This window comes from Kitasatospora sp. NPDC002965 (assembly GCF_040611255.1).
Classification (GTDB): Bacteria; Actinomycetota; Actinomycetes; order Streptomycetales; family Streptomycetaceae; genus Kitasatospora.
This window is the reverse complement of the sequence record NZ_JBEXNT010000058.1, coordinates 26,262-45,913: the sequence shown is the minus strand read 5'-3', so window position 1 is coordinate 45,913 and position 19,652 is coordinate 26,262. Positions and strand designations below refer to the sequence as shown.

13 protein-coding genes and 1 pseudogene are annotated in these 19,652 nt (G+C 74.9%); 5 read left to right on the top strand and 9 right to left on the bottom strand.

What is annotated here, in order from left to right; all coding sequences use genetic code 11:
* Nucleotides 1–155 precede the first annotated feature (155 nt).
* Together ABZY91_RS22420 and ABZY91_RS22415 are read left to right on the top strand one after the other, a co-directional pair.
* Complete coding sequence (locus ABZY91_RS22420; RefSeq protein WP_355404719.1) at nucleotides 156–1,481, top strand: SWIM zinc finger family protein; 1,326 nt, start codon at nucleotides 156–158, stop codon at nucleotides 1,479–1,481.
* Entirely contained in the window at nucleotides 1,481–3,121 is a 1,641-nt protein-coding gene (locus tag ABZY91_RS22415) for a DUF5691 domain-containing protein (protein WP_355404717.1), read from the top strand. Before ABZY91_RS22420 ends, ABZY91_RS22415 begins: the two co-directional genes overlap by 1 nt.
* Nucleotides 3,122–3,284: 163 nt before the next feature.
* Here the strand turns inward: ABZY91_RS22415 and ABZY91_RS22410 are convergent, their stop codons facing one another.
* A complete protein-coding gene (locus ABZY91_RS22410) occupies nucleotides 3,285–3,692 on the bottom strand; it encodes a cobalamin B12-binding domain-containing protein (protein WP_329885338.1) in 408 nt (135 codons plus the stop codon).
* 321 nt (nucleotides 3,693–4,013) lie between these two features.
* Here ABZY91_RS22410 and ABZY91_RS22405 point away from each other — a divergent pair, with 321 nt between their 5' ends.
* Nucleotides 4,014–4,841 carry a M23 family metallopeptidase gene (locus tag ABZY91_RS22405; protein ID WP_355404715.1) on the top strand — a complete coding sequence of 276 codons (828 nt, stop codon included), beginning with the start codon at nucleotides 4,014–4,016 and terminating at the stop codon, nucleotides 4,839–4,841.
* A gap of 95 nt (nucleotides 4,842–4,936) precedes the next feature.
* Here ABZY91_RS22405 and pcrA read toward each other — a convergent pair whose 3' ends face one another.
* From pcrA to ABZY91_RS22390, 3 genes are all read right to left on the bottom strand, one after another.
* The gene (pcrA, locus tag ABZY91_RS22400; protein WP_329885340.1) at nucleotides 4,937–7,576 is read right to left on the bottom strand and encodes a DNA helicase PcrA; all 2,640 of its coding nucleotides are present in this window, start codon (nucleotides 7,574–7,576) and stop codon (nucleotides 4,937–4,939) included.
* Between the two features lie 75 nt (nucleotides 7,577–7,651).
* Nucleotides 7,652–8,356 (bottom strand): response regulator transcription factor, encoded by a 705-nt coding sequence (locus ABZY91_RS22395; protein ID WP_329885341.1) that lies wholly within the window; start codon nucleotides 8,354–8,356, stop codon nucleotides 7,652–7,654.
* A complete protein-coding gene (locus ABZY91_RS22390) occupies nucleotides 8,349–9,827 on the bottom strand; it encodes a PspC domain-containing protein (RefSeq protein WP_355404734.1) in 1,479 nt (492 codons plus the stop codon). Before ABZY91_RS22390 ends, ABZY91_RS22395 begins: the two co-directional genes overlap by 8 nt.
* Nucleotides 9,828–10,032: 205 nt before the next feature.
* Here ABZY91_RS22390 and ABZY91_RS22385 point away from each other — a divergent pair, with 205 nt between their 5' ends.
* Complete coding sequence (locus ABZY91_RS22385; RefSeq protein ID WP_355404713.1) at nucleotides 10,033–11,562, top strand: PspC domain-containing protein; 1,530 nt, start codon at nucleotides 10,033–10,035, stop codon at nucleotides 11,560–11,562.
* Nucleotides 11,559–11,771, top strand: a complete 213-nt coding sequence (locus tag ABZY91_RS22380; protein WP_329885343.1) for a hypothetical protein — start codon at nucleotides 11,559–11,561, stop codon at nucleotides 11,769–11,771. Before ABZY91_RS22385 ends, ABZY91_RS22380 begins: the two co-directional genes overlap by 4 nt.
* Before the next feature lie 54 nt (nucleotides 11,772–11,825).
* Here the strand turns inward: ABZY91_RS22380 and ABZY91_RS22375 are convergent, their stop codons facing one another.
* From ABZY91_RS22375 to ABZY91_RS22355, 5 genes and pseudogenes are all read right to left on the bottom strand, one after another.
* Nucleotides 11,826–12,239 carry a Rieske (2Fe-2S) protein gene (locus ABZY91_RS22375; RefSeq protein ID WP_355404732.1) on the bottom strand — a complete coding sequence of 138 codons (414 nt, stop codon included), beginning with the start codon at nucleotides 12,237–12,239 and terminating at the stop codon, nucleotides 11,826–11,828.
* Nucleotides 12,240–12,323: 84 nt separating this feature from the next.
* Nucleotides 12,324–12,800 (bottom strand): annotated as a pseudogene (locus ABZY91_RS22370) (TQO small subunit DoxD); the annotation flags it as partial.
* A gap of 332 nt (nucleotides 12,801–13,132) precedes the next feature.
* A complete protein-coding gene (guaA, locus tag ABZY91_RS22365; protein ID WP_355404710.1) occupies nucleotides 13,133–14,728 on the bottom strand; it encodes a glutamine-hydrolyzing GMP synthase in 1,596 nt (531 codons plus the stop codon).
* 1,073 nt (nucleotides 14,729–15,801) lie between these two features.
* Entirely contained in the window at nucleotides 15,802–17,664 is a 1,863-nt protein-coding gene (locus tag ABZY91_RS22360; RefSeq protein WP_355404708.1) for a hypothetical protein, read from the bottom strand.
* A gap of 154 nt (nucleotides 17,665–17,818) precedes the next feature.
* Entirely contained in the window at nucleotides 17,819–19,609 is a 1,791-nt protein-coding gene (locus ABZY91_RS22355) for a GMC family oxidoreductase (RefSeq protein WP_355404706.1), read from the bottom strand.
* Between the last annotated feature and the right edge of the window lie 43 nt (nucleotides 19,610–19,652).

Below are 19,652 nucleotides of genomic sequence, written 5' to 3'. Positions count from 1 at the left end.
GCCGGGCACACGGGTGGCGGGGCGGCGAGTCGTCGGGGGGAGCCAGGTCGGCGTCCCGGCCTGTGGGAACCACCCTGCACCGGACCACTGACAATCCTGACCGGACCTCAGTTCGGGCCGCCCGACTGTCAGTCCCCCCGCCTACCGTCGTCGGCATGGAGGATCGCTGGAGCACCGAACACGTCCTGTCCCTGGCGCCCGACGCCACCTCGAAGAAGGCCGCGGGCAAGCTCTCGGCGCCCGCACCCTGGTCGGCCACGGGCACCGACGGTGACGCGGTCTGGGGCGAGTGCCGGGGCAGCGGCAGCACGCCGTACCGGACGGTCGTCGAACTCGCCACGCCCGCCTACCGGTGCAGCTGCCCGAGCCGGAAGTTCCCGTGCAAGCACGCGCTCGGTCTCCTCCTGCTCTGGAGCTCCGCCCCCGACGCCGTGCCCGCCGCCGCCGAACCCGCCGACTGGGCCGCCGAGTGGCTGAAGGACCGCCAGGACCGCGCCGAGCGGCCCGCCGTGAAGGCGGAGACCCCCGCCGACCCGGCCGCCGCCCGCCGACGCGCCGAGAAGCGCTCCGCCCGCGTCGCGGCAGGCGCCGCCGAACTGCGGCTGCGGCTGGCCGACCGGGTCCGGCACGGCCTCGCCGACCAGTCCGCCGCCGGCCCCTGGGAGGAGGTCGCCGCGCGCATGGTGGACGCCCAGGCACCCGGTCTGGCCACCCGTGTCCGCGAGCTCGACTCCGCCCCGCCCCACGGCCTCCTGGAGGAATACGCCATGCTCCACCTGCTCGCCACCGCCGCCACCCGGGTCGACGAACTGCCCGCGCCGCTCGCCGCCACCGTCCGCGCCAGGCTCGGCTACACCACCGACGCCGCCGACCTGCTGGCCGGTCCCACCGTCCGCGACCGCTGGCTGGTCCTCGGCAGCCGGACGTCCCCGATGGAGGGGGGCTCCGACGACCGGCTCACCACCCGGCGGCTCTGGCTGCGCGGCGCCAAGACCGGCCGGCCCGCCCTGCTGCTCGCCTTCGGCCGCCCCGGTCAGGCCCCCGACCTCGCCCTGCCCACCGGCCGGCTGGTCGAGGCCGAGCTGGCCTTCCACCCCGGCGCCCGCCCGCTGCGGGCCGCCCTCGGCACCCGGTACGGCGCCCCCGAGGCCGCCCCCGACGGCCCGCCGACCGGTCTGACCGTCGCCGAGGCCGTCGCCGGCTACGGCACCGCCGTCGCCGACGACCCCTGGCTGGACGCCTGGCCGACCACCCTCACCGACGTCGTCCCCGTCCTCTCCCCCGAGGGCTGGCACCTCACCGACGGACGGCACACCCTCCCGGTCCACCGCGCCGCCACCCCGGAGGCCGCCCTCTGGCGTCTCGCCGCCGTCTCCACCGGCCGCCCGCTCACCGTCTTCGGCGAGTACGGCCACCGCGGCTTCGCCCCCGTCACCGCCTGGGGCCCGGACGGCCGCCCGATCGGCCTCACCACCGCCTGATGTCGACCGACCGCCTCACCGGAGGAGCCCCCGTGCCCGACCCCTGGGAGTCCCTGCACACCGCCGCCCTGCTCGGCACCGACCGCCGCCCGCTCCCCGCGCCGGACCAGTCCGCCCTGTACGCCCACGAGGTCGACCGCACCGACCCGGCCGCCGCGCTGCTCGAACTCGCCGCGCTGGAGACGGTCCGCCGCCGCGCCGGTGCGCTCCCCACCCCCGCCGCCGGGCCGCCCGCGGCACCCGCCCCCGAGGACGGCCGCCCCGAACTGCCGGCCCCGGCCGCCCGCCGCCTCGCCCTGCTGCTCTCCAGCCGCGGCACCGGCGGCGGCGTCCTCGCCAACCTCGGCGAGCTGCTCCCGCAGTGGCTGGCCACCGCCCGCGCCCGCGGCTTCCGCCCGCCCGCCGCCACCGTCCCCGCCCTGCTGGACGCCGCCCGGGCCCGCAGCGAGCTGCGCCCCGACGCGGTCGCGCTGGCCGGCCCGCTCGGCCGCTGGCTCGCCGGCCTCAACCCGGACTGGCGGTTCGTCCTGCGCACCGCCGCCGGGGCGCCGGAGAACCCCGGCCCGGCCACCGGGGACGACCACCTCTGGCACGAGGGACTGTTCGCCGAGCGCGTCACCCATCTGACCCTGCTCCGCCGCCGGGAGCCGGCCGCCGGCCTCGCCCTGCTGCGGAGCACCTGGCCCACCGAGCGCGCCGAGGACCGGCTGCTGTTCCTGGACGCCCTCCAGGAGGGCCTCTCGCCCGCCGACGAACCCTTCCTGGAGGCGGCGCTCGGCGACCGCAGCAAGAACGTCCGGGCCACCGCCGCCGAGCTGCTCTCCACGCTCCCCGGCTCCGCGCTCGCCGCCCGGATGGCCGAGCGCGCCCGCGCCGCCGTCCACCTCTCCGAGCACGGCACCCACCTGCTGGTCACCCCGCCCGCCGAGTGCGACGCGGCCATGCAGCGCGACGGCATACCGCCCCAGTCGCCCACCGGGCGCGGCGAACGGGCCTGGTGGTTCGGCGAGGTGATCGCCGCCGCGCCGCTCGCCGTCTGGCCGGGGCACACCGGCCTGGTGCCCGCCCGGCTGCTCACCCTGCGGGTCGGCGACTCCATCGACGAGACCAGCAGCACCTGGGCCGACGACCTGCGCGAAGCCTGGGCCCGGGCCGCCGTCCGCCAGCAGGACGCCGACTGGGCGCGCGCGCTGCTCGGCCCCGCGCCCTCCCCCTTGCCCGGTCCCGGCCGGACGGCACGGAGCGCCCGCACCACCGGCGCCCCCGCCAAGCTGCTCGCCGTGCTCCCGCCCGCCGAACGGGCCGCCTGGACGGCCGCCTTCATCGAGGCGCACGGCCTGGGCGAGGCCTTCCAGCTGCTCGGTGCCTGCGCGACCCCGTGGACGCCGCCGCTCTCCACCGCCGTGGTGACCGCACTGGCCCGGGCCGCCGCGTCCGGCGCCTACCCGTGGAGCCACAGCGGGGTGCTCGGCATGACCGAGCGCGCGCTCTCCCCCCGGACCGCCGACGCCGTCGAGGCACTGGCCACCGAGGCCGCGCCCGGCACCGCCTGGGGCGAGACCTTCGCCCGGTTGGCCGGCACCCTGCGCTTCCGCGAGGCGATGCTCGCCGAGCTGGCCGTGCCCGTGGACGCCGCCTGACGGGCGGGAGCCGCCCCGGTCCGGCGGCGCGGCTCCCGGCGGACGCACCCGGCGCGGACGCCGAAGGGCCGCCACGGGGCAGATGCGCGGCGGCTTCCAGCGCCCGTGGCGGCCCTTCGAGGATCGGCGCCCGTCCGGGAGCCGGCCGGGAGGCGGGAGCCGGCTAGCCGGCGGCCCGGAGGTTGGCCGTGACCCAGGCGACGACGTCAGTGGTCGGCGTGCCCGGGGTGAAGATGTCGGCGACGCCCATCGCCTTGAGCTCGACGATGTCCTCGTCCGGGATGATCCCGCCGCAGAAGACCTTGATGTCCTCCGCGTCGCGCTCCTTCAGCAGCTCCAGCACCCGCGCGCAGAGCGTCATGTGCGCCCCGGAGAGGATCGAGAGCCCGATGCCGTCCGCGTCCTCCTGGATCGCGGTGTCGACCACCTGCTCCGGCGTCTGGTGCAGCCCGGTGTAGATGACCTCCATGCCGGCGTCGCGCAGGGCGCGCGCGATGACCTTGGCGCCGCGGTCGTGGCCGTCCAGCCCCGGCTTGGCGACCACCACGCGGATCGGTCCTGACACACCCATCACTGCCTCCTGGACCTCGTCGTCCACCACCCCACCGGACCTTGTGGGCACGGGCGAGGTTAACGCGCAATAACCAATCTGAGGGGAGGTTAGCGTCACGCGACCCGGTTGGCCCGACCGCCCCTCAAGAGGAGGGGAAAATCACAGGCCGCCGGGGGCCCGGCCGCTTCCGGTCCCACTCTCTGGTGTACCCCACAACCGCACACCCGCAGCCTCTTGACATCCGGACTTTTGTCCGGATGTCGGACTTCCGGCTACAGTCTCGGCTGTTTTCCCCTCGCCCGACGACGCGCCCGAGGCCCACCGAGGAGACAGCCCGCGATGGTTCCCGAAGCAGCCGCCCGCCCCACCCGTGCGGAACTGCGCGTGGCAGCCCGCGAGCAGTCGCGCGCCCAGCGCCGCGACGCCGCCAAGGCCGCCACCCGGACCGCACTGCTCCGGGTCGCGCTGCCCTCGGTGGCCGCGCTCGGTGTGGCCGCGGCTGCCGCGATCTCCGTCCAGGGCGAGGCCGACCAGCAGCGTGCCCAGGCAGCCGGCCGGCTGTCGGAGGAGGCCGCCGCCGGCGCCTCGGGTCCGGCCTCGCAGGAGTCGGCCGCACAGGCCGCGCAGGCCGCACAGCAGGCCCTCGCCGCCGGGGACGCCGCCCAGGCCTCCCGCGGCGACGCCCGGCAGCCGCTCTCCGGCGCCCAGGGCGCCCCCGACACCGCCACGCAGGCGGTCGCCGCCGAGGCCCCGAAGCCGCCGGAGCGTCCCAAGGTCTCCCTTCCGGTGACCCAGGCCGGCCTCGGCGAGGTGTTCGGCGCGGCCGGCACCCACTGGGCCAAGCGCCACACCGGCATCGACTTCCCGGTGGACGGCGGCAGCCAGGTCCTGGCCGTCACCGACGGCACCATCCGCACGCTGTGGAACCCGTCGTACGGCTACATGTCGATACTCAAGATGGCCGACGGCACCGAGGCCTGGTACTGCCACCTGCGCTCGTACAAGATCCGCAAGGGCACCGTGAAGGCGGGCGACGTCATCGCCTTCGTCGGCAACAGCGGCAACAGCACCGGCCCGCACCTGCACTTCGAGATCCGCCCGGCCGGCGGCGGCGCGCCCGTCGACCCGCTGCCCTGGTTCCTCGCCCAGGGCGTCGACCCGCGCTGAGCCCGGCACCGGCCGGGCCGGCCCGCGCCCGGCCCGCGCCGACCACCGATCGGCGCGGGCCGTACGAGCCCCGAGCGGGCCCCGGACGGGCAGGCCTAGAGCTTCTCCACCGGCGCGTACCGCAGCAGCAGCTGCTTGCGCCCCTCCGTACCGAAGTCCACGGTCGCCTGCGCCTTGTCGCCGACCCCCGTGGTGGCCACCACCGTGCCCAGCCCGAACGTGTCGTGGGTGACCCGGTCGCCGACCGCCAGCCCCACCACCTCACGCTCGACCGCCCCGCCGGTGCGCCGCGCCGACTGCCCCCAGCCCGCCTTCGGCGAGGCCGTCGCCGACCCGCGCGACGATCCGCCGCGCGAGGAGCCGCCCGACGCGGAGCCGCCCCAGGACGACCCCGAGGAGTACCCGCGCGAGGCCGGCGCCGACGCCGCCCCCCGGCGCTTCCACTCCACCAGGGGCTCCGGGATCTCCTCCAGGAACCGCGACGCCGGGTTGTACGCGGGCTGCCCCCAGGCGCTGCGCAGCACCGACCTGGTCAGGTAGAGCCGCTGCCGCGCCCTGGTCAGCCCGACGTACGCGAGGCGCCGCTCCTCCTCCAGCTCCTTGACCTGGTTGAGCGCCCGCATGTGCGGGAAGATGCCGTCCTCCATGCCGGTCAGGAAGACCACCGGGAACTCCAGGCCCTTGGCGGTGTGCAGGGTCATCATCGTGATGACGCCCCGCCCCTCGTCGTCCTCGTCCGGGATCTGGTCGGAGTCGGCGACCAGCGCGACCCGCTCCAGGAAGTCGGGCAGCGAGCCGACCGGCGGCGTACCGTCCTCCCCGGCGTCCGGCCGCTCGCCCGGGTCCTGCTCGTACTCCAGGGCGACGGACGCCAGCTCCTGGAGGTTCTCCACCCGGGTCTCGTCCTGCGGGTCGGTCGAGGACTGCAGCTCGGCCAGGTAGCCGGTCTCCTCCAGCACCGCCTCCAGGACGGCCGCCGGGCCGGCGCCGGACTCGACGACCTGCCGGAGTCCGGCCAGCAGGGCGTTGAACTTCTTGACCGCGTTCGCCGAGCGGGCCGCCAGCCCGTAGGCCTCGTCGACCCGGAGCAGCGCCTGGGCGAACGAGATCCGCTCGCGCGCGGCCAGCGCGTCGATCATCGCCTCGGCGCGGTCGCCGATCCCCCGCTTGGGCACGTTGAGGATCCGGCGCAGCGGCACGGTGTCCTCGGGGTTGGACAGCACCCGCAGGTAGGCCAGGACGTCCTTGACCTCCTTGCGCTCGTAGAAGCGCACCCCGCCGACCACCTTGTACGGCAGGCCGACGCGGATGAACACCTCCTCGAAGACGCGGGACTGCGCGTTGGTCCGGTAGAAGATCGCGACGTCGCCGGGCTTGGCGTCGCCGGCGTCGGTGAGCCGGTCGATCTCGTCGGCGATGAACTGGGCCTCGCCGTGCTCGTCGTCCGCGACGTAGCCGACGACCTTCTCGCCGTGCTCGCCGGCCGTCCAGAGCTTCTTCTCGCGACGGCTGGTGTTCCGCTCGATGACGGCGTTGGCGGCGCTCAGGATGGTCTGGGTGGAGCGGTAGTTCTGCTCCAGCAGGATCGTGGTGGCGTTCGGGTAGTCCTCCTCGAACTGGAGGATGTTGCGGATCGTCGCGCCGCGGAAGGCGTAGATCGACTGGTCCGCGTCACCGACCACGCACAGCTCGGCGGGCTCCACCTCGGCGAGCCGTCCGGCCGCCGGGTTCACGAAGTCCCCGTCGACGGTGCGCTTCGGCGCGGCCGCGGCGGCGCCCCCGCTCAGCTCGCGGACCAGCATGTACTGGGCGTGGTTGGTGTCCTGGTACTCGTCGACCAGGATGTGCCGGAACCGCCGCCGGTAGTGCTCCGCGACGTCGGGGAAGGCCTGGAGCAGGTTCACCGTCGTCATGATGATGTCGTCGAAGTCGAGGGCGTTGGCCTCGCGCAGCCGCCGCTGGTAGAGGAAGTACGCCTCGGCGAGCTTCTTCTCCGTCGGGTTGGCGGCCTGGTCCGCGTAGGTCTCCTCGTCGATCAGCTCGTTCTTGAGGTTGCTGATCTTCGAGGTGAAGGACTTCGGCGGGAACTGCTTCGGGTCCAGGTCGAGGTCCCGGCAGACCAGGGCCATCAGCCGCTGGGAGTCCGCCGAGTCGTAGATCGAGAACGACGAGGTGAAGCCGAGCAGCTTGGACTCCCGGCGCAGGATCCGCACGCAGGCGCTGTGGAAGGTGGAGACCCACATCGCCCGGGCCCGCGGGCCGACCAGCTGCTCGACGCGCTCGCGCATCTCGCCGGCCGCCTTGTTGGTGAAGGTGATCGCCAGGATCTCGCCCGGCTGCACCCCGCGCGCGCCCAGCAGGTGGGCGATCCGGTGGGTGAGCACCCGGGTCTTGCCGGAGCCGGCGCCGGCCACGATCAGCAGCGGCGAACCGGCGTGCACGACCGCCTCGCGCTGCGGGTCGTTCATCCCGTCCAGCAGCTTCACCGGGTCGATCACCGGCCGGGCGGCGCCGTTGCGGTACCAGGCGTCGCGATCGGCCTCGGCGTCGCTCCCCGGCTCGCTGAAGGCCGCGGTCCGGAACAGTCCGTCCGGGATCGCCTCCTCGTAGGCGTCGTACGGGGCGTCGTCCTCGTACGCCGGCGGCTCCTCGGCGGTGGGCGGCGCGGGCTGCTTCGACCCGGCGGCGGGGGCCTCGAAACCGGGGAGCGGAAGGTCGTCAAAGAGGCTATTCATGGCACTCCGAGTCTATGGCCACCCACCGACAGACCCGCCCGGTCGCTGCGGACCGGGCGGGCTGCGGGCGGGCGGTCAGACCAGTCGACGCGCCGTGGCCCACCGGGTCAGCTCGTGCCGGTTGCTCAGCTGGAGCTTGCGCAGCACCGCCGAGACGTGGCTCTCCACCGTCTTCACCGAGATGAACAGCTGCTTGGCGATCTCCTTGTACGCGTATCCGCGCGCGATCAGCCGCAGCACCTCCCGCTCGCGCTGGGTCAGCCGGTCCAGGTCCTCGTCCACCGGCGGGGTGTCGGTCGCGGCGAAGGCGTCCAGCACGAACCCGGCCAGCCGCGGCGAGAAGACCGCGTCGCCGTCGGCGATCCGGAAGATCGCGTTGACCAGGTCGGTCCCGGTGATGGTCTTGGTCACGTAGCCGCGCGCACCGCCGCGGATCACGCCGATCACGTCCTCGGCCGCGTCCGAGACCGAGAGCGCCAGGAACTTCACGCCCCCCTGCTCGCCCATCAGCCCGGCCGAGCGGCGCAGCACCTCGACCCCGCCGCCGCCGGGCAGGTGGACGTCGAGCAGCACCACGTCGGGCCGCGTCTCGGCGACCACCCGGACCGCCGACTCCACGTCGTCCGCCTCGCCGACCACGTCGATGCCGGTCGTCTCGGTGCGCCCGATCTCCGCCCGGACCCCCGTCCGGAACATCCGGTGGTCGTCGACCAGCACGACCCTCGCGGTCCTCCCCGGTTCCCCAGCGGGGGGAATCCCCGCCGACGCTGCCTCAGTCATCCGACCTCTCCATCTCCAGCTCGACCTCGGTGCCGCCGTCCGGCGCGGGCCGCACCCGTGCGGTGCCGCCGTTGCGCTTCATCCGGCCGAGGATCGACTCGCGTACGCCCATCCGGTCCTCCGGCACCGTATCGGGATCGAAGCCGGGACCGTGGTCGCGGACGAACACCATCACCGTCCTCCCCTCGACCTCGGCGTAGACCTGGACCGGTCCCCCGCCACCGTACTTGGCCGCGTTGACGGTCGCCTCCCTCGCGGCCTGCATCTGGGCCGCGATCCGGTCGTCCATCGGGCAGTCTCCGACGATCACCAGCTCGACGGGGACGCCGTGGCGGTCCTCGACCTCGGCGACCACCGCGCGCAGGGACTCCGCCATGGTGTCCGGCGCCGCCTCGGCCGCCGCCTCCGGCCGGTAGAGCCAGAGCCGCAGTTCGCGTTCCTGGGCCCGCGCGAGCCGCAGCACCTCCTTGGGGTCCTCGGCCCGACGCTGGATCAGGGTCAGGGTGTGCAGCACCGAGTCGTGCACGTGCGCGGCGATCTCGGCCCGTTCCTGGGCGCGGATGCGGGCGGTCCGCTCGGCCCCGAGGTCCTGCCACATCCTCAGCGCGTACGGGCCGACCAGTACCAGCACGCCGGCCAGCACCGCGAGCGAGGCCTCGATCACCGAACCGATCGTCGAGCCGCTGCCCTGGGTGGCCAGGAAGGCGATGGTGCCCGCCACCACCAGCAGCACGCCGGCGCCGACCCGGGTGTAGGCGCCGCGCCGCCGGTCCCCCTCCTCCAGCCCGAACCAGCGCTGCCAGCGCGAGTCGTCGGCCTGCCGCCAGACCAGCGCCACACCGACGCCGATCGCCAGCAGCGGCCAGGTGTAGGGCTTGGCGGTCTGCACGTTGAGCGCGTTGAGCAGGGCGATCACGCCGATCACCAGCATCACCAGCGCGGCGAGCTGGCCCAGCCCGCCCTGCCGCTGCGAGCCGGTCGCCGCACCGTCCTCCGCCGCCGAGGCCGGAGAGGCCGCAGAGGCAGGGGAGGCCGGGGAGGCTGCGGGGGACGCGGGGGACGCGGGGGCCGCGCCGCCCGCCACCCCGGCGGGCTCGCCCTGCAGGGCGTGCTGCAGCACCTCGCGCAGCCGGCCGATCCATCCTCCGCGCCGGCCGCCCTTGCTCAGCTCCGTCCCGGCCGTGCCGTCCCCCGCCCAGGAAGCGGCCGGCACGAACACGCCGTTCACGTACACCCAGTGCGTCCCGCCGCGCTGCGCCGGTTCGCCGATGCCGATCGGCACCACGAACCAGAACGCCGCGTACAGCAGCCCGCCGACCCCCTGCGCGAAGAAGAGCAGCACGAAGGCGACCCGCACCCAGCTGACGGGCAGTCCGAGGTGCACCGCCAGCCCGTGCGCGACCCCGCCGAGCATCCGCCCCTGCGGGCTGCGGTACAGCCGGCGGTACGGCGGCCGCCCGTCGCCGGGCACGGCCGGGTCGACGCCCCCCGGCGGCGGGGCGTCGGGGGTGAGGGGACGGGGATCGGAACCGGGTGCTGCCACGGCACCGATCGTTCCACGCGGGTCCGCCCGGACGCATCAGGGTGGACCCCTGACCCTTCTCAGGGACAAGTCAGGGTCCGGACAGGGCTCGCACCGGTTGGGCGCGGCTCCGGCACCCACCAGGATGGTGGCTATGACCGAAGACCCCCGTACCGAGGAGATCGAGGAGGCCGGGCCGAGCGCCCCGCCGGCCCCGGACCGTCCGCCGCTGAACCGGACCGAGCACCACCGCGTGGTGGCCGGCGTCTGCGGCGGTCTGGGCCGGCACCTGGACATCGACCCGGTGGTCTTCCGCGTCGTCACGGTCGTGCTCTGCCTCTCCGGCGGCCTCGGTCTCTTCCTGTACGGGCTCGCCTGGCTGATCGTCCCGACCGAGCCGGTCGCGGACGGCAAGGGCGGCAGCCGCTCCGGCCGCACCGAGCTCCAGCGGGTGCTCACGGGCCGGGTGGACGGCCAGTCGGTCGGCGCGGTGCTGCTGACCGTGATCGGCACCGGCGTCTTCTTCTCCTCGATGGGCGACGGCGACCAGCTCTTCCCGCTGCTGCTGCTCGCCGGGCTGGTCTTCCTGGCCGTCCGCTACGACCCGGAGCGCCGCCGCGGCGGCCGGATCCGCGGCCGCCGCCGCCGGCACGGCCTCGGCGGTCACCGGGGTCACGAGGGTCACGGCCACGGCGGTCCCGACGGCCACGGGTCGCACGGCGGACCGTACGACCGGTACTTCCCCGAGTCCGAGCCGGCCACCGGCGCGGACCACCGCCGGCCGCACGAGGCCGAGGACCAGGAGGCGCGCGAGCGGCACGCCCGGGACCGGGCCGCCGGGACCGTCCCGGCGGACACCCCTCCCACCGGTCCGACCGGCTACCTGTGGGACCCGCGCCACCCCGAGCGCAACCCGTACGGCGGAGCCGCCCCCGCCCCGCCGTACGGCGGGGCGACCCCGCCGCCCGGGACGCCCGCCCAGCCGTGGTGGCAGCGGACCGACCTCCCGCAGGGCGACCCGCTGCGCAAGGAGGGCGGCCCGGCCGTGCCGCCCCCGCCGGTGACGGTGCACCGGCGGGAACGATCCCCGCTCGGACTGATCGGCCTGCTGCTGGCGGTGGGTGCGGCCAGCGCCGTCTGGTCGGCCTCGGCCGACGGCGGAGCCGCCCTGCTGACCGGCACCGTGCTGGCCACCGCGCTGCTGGTGATCGGGCTGACCCTGCTGGTCGGCGCCAAGTTCGGCCGGGCCCGCAGGCTGGTGGTGCCGGGCCTGCTGCTCACCGTGGCGCTCACCGCCGTCGGCCACTCGTCGGTCTCGGTGCAGAACCTGCTCGGCGACCGCACCTGGGCGGTCGCCTCGGCGGACGAACTGGAGCAGAAGTACACCCTGGGGCTCGGCTCGCTGCGGCTGGACCTGAGCGCCCTCGACCCGGCCGGCGGCACCCTGAGCACCACCGTGGAGCTCGGTGCCGGTGACCTGACCGTGGTGGTGCCGCCGAACGTCACGGTGACCATGCGGACCGAGGTGGGACTGGTCGACGTCAAGGTGCCGGGCGCCGAGACCAGCAGCGAACGCGGTTCCCGCAGCTACCTGCTGCACCCGGCGAACGGCCAGGCATCCAAGGGCACGCTCGACCTCACGCTGATGGTCGGGCTCGGCGACATCAAGGTGGTCCAGTCGTGAGGAAGCACCAGCTCGACCTGTTCTCCCTGATCGCAGGAGGGCTGTTCACCGTGATCGCGGTGCTCTACCTGGTGGCGGCGGTCAACGACGTCTCGGTCAACGGCCGCATCGTCATCCCGGTGACCTTCATCGTGCTGGGCCTCGGCGGCCTGGCCGGGGCGGTGGCGGCGGCGGTCCGCCGCTCCCGGCCGGACACCGAGGGGAAGTAGGCCACCCGGGCCCGACCCCGGGCCCCGGGCCCCCGGGGGCCCCGGGGAGGGGGCTCAGCTCTCCAGCGGTCCGAGGTGGAGCTTCTCGCCCTCCTTGGTCACCCGGTACTTCGGCAGCGGCTTGGTGGCCGGGCCGTTGAGCACCGCACCGGTCGCCGCGTCGAACCGGGAGCCGTGGCAGGGGCAGTACAGCTGCCCGTTCTTCGGGGCGTCGACCGCGCAGCCGGAGTGCGTGCAGACCGAGGAGAGGGCGCAGTACTGGCCCGCCTTGGGCTGGACCACGAAGAGCGCGTCGCCGCTGGACGGGTCCTTGACCTGGGCCGAGCCGCCGACCGGGACGCTCGCGGCGTCCACCGTGACGGGCGGTGCGGCGGACGCGGGCGCGGCGGACTGCTTCGGCTTCCCCGCCGTCCCGTCCCGCCCGAAGGTGGCGGTCAGCGAGCCGGTGAGCAGCCCGGCGCCGCCCATGGCGACGGCCGCGATCCCGCCGTCCACCAGGGCCCGCCGCCGGACGTGGTCCTCGGACAGGCCGCGGGAGCGGTCCCGGGCGGCCCGCCGGGCGAGGTAGCCGTCCACCGAGAGGTACGGGGTGCCGGCCAGCACCAGCGGGGTCCAGGCCATCAGGTAGACGAGGTCGTTGCCGAGGTAGTACGGCGAGACGTTCCAGCTGACGGTGAGCCAGAGGCTCAGGCTGAGCGCGGCGCCGCCGGCCGCGGCGAGGCGGCCCCAGAGGCCGACCAGGGTGCCCAGGCCGACCGCCAGCTCACCGAAGGCGACCAGCAGGCCGAACAGGGTGGGGTGGTCCAGGGCCGGCCCGAGCAGGAAGGAGATCGGGCTGGAGCCCTTGGCGAGCACCGTCTGCGAGACGAAGGAGGCCGGGTCGCCGGAACCGGCCAGGTAGTGGGTGTCGGAGAGCTTGTCGAGCGCCGCGTAGACGAAGGTGACGCCGAGGAAGATCCGCAGCGGCAGCAGCGCCAGCCGCGAGCCGGCCGCCTTCCACCCGGCCGTCCGGCCGGTTCCGCCGCCCAGGCGGGTACCGCCGGTGCCGCCGCTTCCCGGGCCGGTGCCTCCCGGGCCGCTGCCGGTGCCGTCCGGAGTCGAACCGGCCGTTCCCGCGCCGGCCGCCGCCTGACCGGCCGCCGCGGAGCTGCTGGCCTCCGTCATTCCCCACACCTTCCCTCGCCGGCCCGCCACCGCCTGACAGGTCCGGACGCATTCTGCCCGGTCGTGAGCGCTTTCGGTGGGAGGTCCCACCCGGTGGGCACCCGGTCCACCGCGAACGGCCGCGCCGCCGTTCCCCTGGTACGGGAACGGCGGCGCGGCCGTTCAGGACCGGTCCGTCCGGGACCGGGCGGGAGTGCCTACTCCCACTCGATGGTGCCCGGCGGCTTGCTGGTGCAGTCCAGCACCACGCGGTTGACGTCGGGGACCTCGTTGGTGATCCGGGTCGAGATCTTCGCCAGCACGTCGTACGGCAGGCGCGACCAGTCGGCGGTCATCGCGTCCTCGGACGAGACCGGACGCAGCACGATCGGGTGACCGTAGGTGCGGCCGTCACCCTGGACGCCGACGCTGCGGACGTCCGCGAGCAGGACCACGGGGCACTGCCAGATCTGACGGTCCAGGCCGGCCGCGGTCAGCTCCTCGCGGGCGATCGCGTCCGCCTCGCGGAGCAGGTCCAGGCGGTCCCGGGTGACCTCGCCGACGATCCGGATACCCAGGCCGGGGCCGGGGAACGGCTGGCGCTGGACGATCTCCTCCGGCAGGCCGAGCTCCTGGCCGACCATCCGGACCTCGTCCTTGAACAGCTTGCGCAGCGGCTCGACCAGCTGGAACTGCAGGTCCTCGGGCAGGCCGCCGACGTTGTGGTGGGACTTGATGTTGGCGGTGCCGGTGCCGCCGCCGGACTCCACCACGTCCGGGTACAGGGTGCCCTGGACCAGGAAGTCGACCGACGCGCCCTGCTCGCCGGCCTCGGCGATGATCTCGGCCTGGGCCTGCTCGAAGACCCGGATGAACTCCCGGCCGATGATCTTGCGCTTCTCCTCCGGGTCGCTGACGCCCTTCAGCGCGGCCAGGAAGCGCTCCTGCGCGTCGACGACCTTCAGCTGCACGCCGGTGGCGGCGACGAAGTCCTTCTCGACCTGCTCGGTCTCGCCCTTGCGCATCAGCCCGTGGTCGACGTAGACGCAGGTGAGCTGGTCGCCGATGGCCTTGTTGACCAGGGCCGCCGCGACCGCCGAGTCCACGCCGCCGGAGAGTCCGCAGATGGCGCGCTTGTCGCCGACCTGGGCGCGGATCAGCGCGACCTGCTCCTCGACCACGTTGCCGGTGGTCCAGTTCGGCGCGATGCCGGCGCCGCGGTAGAGGAAGTGCTCCAGGATCTGCTGACCGTGGTCGGAGTGCAGCACCTCGGGGTGGTACTGGACGCCGTAGAGGCGGGCCTCGTCGTTCTCGAAGGCCGCGACCGGCACCACGTCGGTGGACGCGGTGACGGTGAAGCCCTCGGGGGCGGCGGAGCAGGCGTCGCCGTGCGACATCCACACCGAGTGCTCCGCCGGGACGCCCTCGAAGAGGGTCGAGCCGGTGCGGGAGACGGTCAGCGGGGTGCGGCCGTACTCGCGGGCGCCGCTGTTGTCGACGGTGCCGCCGAGCGTCTTGGCCATCAGCTGGAAGCCGTAGCACATGCCGAAGACCGGGACGCCGGCCTCGAAGATCGCGCGGTCGAGCTGCGGCGCGCCCTCCGCGTAGACCGACGAGGGACCACCGGAGAGGATGATCGCCTTCGGGTTCTTGGCGAGCATCTCGGCGACCGGCATGCTGCTCGGCACGATCTCGCTGTAGACCCGGGCCTCACGCACGCGGCGGGCGATGAGCTGGGCGTACTGAGCACCGAAGTCGACCACCAGGACGGTGTCGGTCTCAGGCGCGGACTGGACGGGAGTAGCAGGGGACACAGACGGCCTTCCGGCAGCGGTACGAAAGGTGTCGCACGCGGCGCGTCCTCCGGAGGGGTGGCCGCGGGCGACGGGCGGGGGTCTGCCGTCGAGTCTACCGGCCACCCGCGTTTCACTCGTCTGCCCGCCCTCGCGGCCGTGACCGCGCCGGTGCCGGTTCGTTTCTCCTGGCGACCGTACGACCGCGCCGCGCCCGCCAGGTGCGCCGCCTCCGCCCCGGCCAGGGGCGCCGCCGTACGGGCTTGCAGGACCACGCGTGGAGCTCAACCCAGTCCACCGGCGCACGTGGCGCCGTCGCGGAACCGGCCTCCGGCCGGACGTGACGCGCCGTGGGACCGTGCGCGGGTGCTGCGGCCGGCCAGCAGGGGACAGCGACCCCGGCCGCGACTGGACCAAGGAGGTGGGGCGGTCGGCCACCGGGGACGCCCGGGGTCCGACCGCCGCACCCCGGCGCGATCCCGGCGCACTTCGTTCACCGTCCCACGCCGCTACGCGCGTCCCCGTGCGCTCCGCCCGAGCCTCACTACTCACCGTGATCATCGCTGCCGCCCGGCCTGTACGCCCCCGGGCCCGCCACTGCTGCCCCGGGCTTGCCCCGGCCACCGGGCCCCGCCGGAAGCGCGCTGGACCGAATCATGCCGAATCGGTTGCAGAGCAAGCCCTCCGTCCAGCACGATGCTGCTTGGAAGAGCTTCCCCCGGCGGCTGCAAAGCCGCCCGAGGGGCGCCGTCCCGGTGCCGCCGCGACCCTGGTGGCAACGATTATCACCTCACGCTCCGTGAGCGAGGGCCCGGCTCAGGCATGCCGGAGGCCCACCGCCGCGGACCGCGTGCGCCCCGTGCACCGGCCCACCCTTCGCCGGAGCGGCGGCGCCGCCCTACCCGACAGCCATCCGACCGACGGCGCTCCTCCCCCGGCGCCGTCACCCCAGCACCGGCGCAGCCCTGACGCCGCGTGCTGAACGACAAAGGGCCCCGTTCCCCCGCGGGGCCCTTTGCCCTGTCCGGGCACGGGCGGTGGGGGCGGCACGGGCGGCAGGGGCGTGCGCCACCATGGCGCACGCCCCTGAATCACTACGGCTGGTCGCGCCAGACGCTCGGGTCGACCGGGGCGTCTGCGCCCGGTGCCGGCCCGGCCCCCGCCCCGGAGCGGCGCGACGCCGGTTCCTCGGACGACCCGATCACCTCGCTCACCCCCGGCCACGCAGCTGACTCGGACGCACCGGACGGGCCGGACGCACCGGACGCCTTGTCCGGCCCGGACGGCCCGGACGGCCCGGACCCGTCGGACGGCCCGGGGACGAACGGCTCCGGGGCCGACTCCGGACCGAACGCCCCGAAGCCGACCGCGCCCGGCCCGGCCTGCGCCGGCACCGCGCCGTACGGACCGCCCTGCGCCGAGCGGCCCCGCGCCGCGGCCAGCACGAGCGGCACCGCCAACGCCCCGATCGCCGCCCAGACCGCGTTGGCCACCAGCAGGGTGCCCGGCACCAGGGCAACGCCGTACTCGTACCCGACCTCCCGGACCGTACCGAGGTAGCGGGCGGTGGACCCCGACGAGACCAGCACCCCGGACACCAGCATCAGCAGGCTGAGCCCCGCCGCGTACACCGCGGCCAGCCGGAGCCGGTCGGCCGCGTCGAGCCGGCGCCGGTACGCCGTCCAGCCGAGCACCAACGCGGCGGACAGCGCGAGCAGCCCCGTCCAGCGCCAGTCGGCGCTCTCGCCCTGGAGGTCGAAGAACGAGAACTCGTCGGCGTCGTTCCGCCCCCGGTACCAGTCCGAGTCGCCGGCCGGGCTCTCGCGGGACGTCCGGAAACTCGCCCCCGAGCCCACCCCGAGCAGCACCAGACCGACGTTGGGCAGGAAGGCCACCGCCGAACCGGTCATGAGGCCCTCGCCCTCGACGGCGATCAGGACGAAGCCCACCGCCGCCGCGAGGCCGACCGTGAGCACCAGCGCCCGGCCCGCCGCCAGCCCGGCGACCGCCCAGCCCCGCACCGCACGGTTGCGCCAGGCCGCCCAGCGCAACGCGTCCGTCCCGTGGACCGCGAAGGCGAGCAGTCCGGCGGACAGCAGCGTCCAGCCGACCGCCTCCGGCCAGCCGGCCGCCGCCGTGTTGGAGAGCCGGCCGTCGAACACGTCGCCCAGACCGTCGGCCGCCTCGTAGCCGCCGGGCAGCCACGGGGACCACGAAGCACCGGCGACCAGGCCGAGCAGCAGGGTGGCTACCGCCGCCACGACCGCGGTGCGCAGTGCCTCGCCGGCCGCCTGCCGGCGGGTCCACTGCTCTCCGGTGAGGCGCTGGCGGCGGTTCGCCCCGGCGCGCAGGCCGAGCCAGAGCGTGAACAGCCAGAGCGCGGTGACCGTCATCGGCACGGCCCGGACCGTGGTCTCGTCGGTGGCGCTGCCACCGCTGCCGAGCCCCAGCCGGAACGGCGCGCCGAGCGCGGAGAGCGCCATCGCGAGCGCCACCCCGAACCGCCCGCCGAAGTCCGGGGTGCCGATCGGAGCAGGAACCGCGTACCCGTCGGGGACCGCCACGAGCAGCGCGACGACCAGCAGGACGAGGGTCGGCGCGATCACCGCACGGAGCGCCGGGCGCCAGTCCGCGCCGACCACCCGGCCGAGCGCGACGGACCGGCCCGCGGCCGGGTCGTACGGCCGCCCCGACCCCCAGGTTCCGCCCGGAGCGGGAGCACCGGGCGGCGCCGGAGGCAGGAACGGCGGAGGCAGGTCCGGCACCGGCGGCAGGGCAGCAGCCGGGCCCGGCGGGCCCGGGGCGGGCAGACCGGGTGGCGGCGGCGGCACCGGGGCGGGCAGACCGGGTGGCGGCGGGGCGGGCGGCAGGAGCGGCGGCGCCGACGGCAGGCCGCAGGAGGCGCAGGCGAGCGCCCCCTCCGCCGAAGTCGCACCGCAGGATGCGCAGATGGCCATGGACCGTGTCCCCCGTCCGAACGAACTCCTGGTCCCCCCAGGGAGCCCTTTTCTCCCACCGGTCACGGACGGCTGTCAACCGGCTTCGGCGCGGCGCGGGTTGACCGCGCCGCGGGTCACGTCGCCGGTCGCGCCGCGGTCGAACGACCCGGGGCTACCCGCGCCTCTGGGGCACCTCCGGCACCGCCAGCAGCGGCAGCCGCAGCGCGCCGAAGGCACCGGCCGGCACCGCCGGGTCGGCGGGGGCGACCGGCCCGGTCCGGCGGTACGCCTCGCCGGGCGCCGGACGGGTGTCCTCCTCGCCCTTGTTCGGCCACATGGACATGGCCCGCTCGGCCTGCGCGGTGATGGTCAGCGAGGGGTTGACGCCGAGGTTGGCGGAGACGGCCGATCCGTCCACCACGCTGATCCCGGGGTGTCCGTAGAGGCGGTGGTAGGGGTCAACGACACCGGTCTCCGGGGAGTCGCCGATCGGGCAGCCGCCGAGGAAGTGCGCGGTCATCGGGATGTCGAAGATCTCGCCGGCGCTGCTGCCGGCGAAGCCGTTGATCTCGTCCGCGAGCGCCCTGGCGCCCCGCTCGGCGGCCGGGATCCAGGTCGGGTTGGGCGCACCGTGCCCCTGGTGGGAGGTGAGCTTGCCCTTGCCGAGGCCCTTCTCCTTCAGCGACACGGTGATCGAGTTGTCCAGGGACTGCATCACCAGGCCGATGATCGTCTTCTCGGACCAGCGGTGCTGGTTCATCGAGCGGGCGAAGGTCACCGGGTGCGTGACCGAGGTGCCGAGGTAGCGCAGCCAGCGCGGCAGCTTCCCGCCGCCCCTGACCTGCGCGATCGACAGCGCGCCCATCGCGTTGGAGCCCTTGCCGTAGCGGACCGGCTCGATGTGGGTGTTCTCGTCCGGGTGGATCGAGGAGGTGATCGCGACGCCCTTGGTGAAGTCCGCGCGGGCGCCGTAGCGCCGGTCGGTGGTCTGCGCGCCCACCAGTGCCTCGGAGTTGGTCCGGGTCAGCTCGCCGAGCCGGGCGGAGATCCGCGGCAGGTGCCCGCCCGCCCGCATCCGGTGCAGCAGGTTCTGGGTGCCGTAGGTGCCGGCCGCGACCACCACCCGGGCGGCGGTGAGGGTCCGCGCCCCGGCCTTGACCGGGTCGGTGGTGGAACGGGCGTCGGTCCGCCGGACGTCCACCGCGTAGCCCTCGCCCCACTCGCGGATCCGGGCCACCGTGGTGAGCGGGTGGATCTCGGCGCCGCCGCGCTCGGCCAGGTACAGGTAGTTCTCGGTGAGCATGTTCTTGGCGCCGTGCCGGCAGCCGGTCATGCACTCGCCGCACTCGACGCAGGCCCGGCGGGCCGGACCGGCGCCGCCGAAGTACGGGTCGGCGATCTCGGCGCCCGGCGCCGTCCTGGCCTCGCCGTCCGCGTCCCCACCGTCGCCGAAGAAGACGCCGACCGGCGCCAGGTGGAAGGTCTCCCCGACACCCATCCGCTCGGCGGCGGCCCTGAGGTGCACGTCGGACGGGGTGACCGTCGGGTTGAGCCGGACGCCCAGCATCCGCTTCGCCTGGTCGTAGAACGGCGCCAACTCCTCCTGCCAGTCGGTGATGTGGCGCCACTGGCGGTCCTCGAAGAAGGCCTTCGGCGGCACGTACAGGGTGTTGGCGTAGTTCAGCGAGCCGCCGCCGACCCCGGCGCCGGCCAGGATCAGCACGTTGGCCAGCAGGTGGATGCGCTGGATGCCGTACAGGCCGAGCTTCGGCGCCCACAGGTAGTTGGGCAGGTCCCAGGAGTTCCTGGGCAGTTCGTCGCGCTCGAAACGGCGCCCGGCCTCCAGGACGGCGACCCGGTAGCCCTTCTCGGTCAGCCTCAGCGCGGAGACCGAACCCCCGAAACCGGACCCGACCACGATCACGTCGTAGTCGAACCCCCGGTCACCACCGGATGCCACCATCTGCCACTGCTCCTTCGGAAACGGGACGAACGGGGAGGAACGG

What these genes read in the sequence shown, in the direction of transcription:
- ABZY91_RS22420 (WP_355404719.1), top strand. Translation starts at nt 156, where the DNA reads ATGGAGGATCGCTGGAGCACCGAACACGTCCTGTCCCTGGCGCCCGAC.
- ABZY91_RS22410 (WP_329885338.1), bottom strand. Translation starts at nt 3,692, where the DNA reads ATGGGTGTGTCAGGACCGATCCGCGTGGTGGTCGCCAAGCCGGGGCTG.
- ABZY91_RS22405 (WP_355404715.1), top strand. Translation starts at nt 4,014, where the DNA reads ATGGTTCCCGAAGCAGCCGCCCGCCCCACCCGTGCGGAACTGCGCGTG.
- pcrA (WP_329885340.1), bottom strand. Translation starts at nt 7,576, where the DNA reads ATGAATAGCCTCTTTGACGACCTTCCGCTCCCCGGTTTCGAGGCCCCC.
- ABZY91_RS22395 (WP_329885341.1), bottom strand. Translation starts at nt 8,356, where the DNA reads ATGACTGAGGCAGCGTCGGCGGGGATTCCCCCCGCTGGGGAACCGGGG.
- ABZY91_RS22375 (WP_355404732.1), bottom strand. Translation starts at nt 12,239, where the DNA reads ATGGGCGGCGCCGGGCTGCTCACCGGCTCGCTGACCGCCACCTTCGGG.
- ABZY91_RS22385 (WP_355404713.1), top strand. Translation starts at nt 10,033, where the DNA reads ATGACCGAAGACCCCCGTACCGAGGAGATCGAGGAGGCCGGGCCGAGC.
- ABZY91_RS22415 (WP_355404717.1), top strand. Translation starts at nt 1,481, where the DNA reads ATGTCGACCGACCGCCTCACCGGAGGAGCCCCCGTGCCCGACCCCTGG.
- ABZY91_RS22355 (WP_355404706.1), bottom strand. Translation starts at nt 19,609, where the DNA reads ATGGTGGCATCCGGTGGTGACCGGGGGTTCGACTACGACGTGATCGTG.
- ABZY91_RS22360 (WP_355404708.1), bottom strand. Translation starts at nt 17,664, where the DNA reads ATGGCCATCTGCGCATCCTGCGGTGCGACTTCGGCGGAGGGGGCGCTC.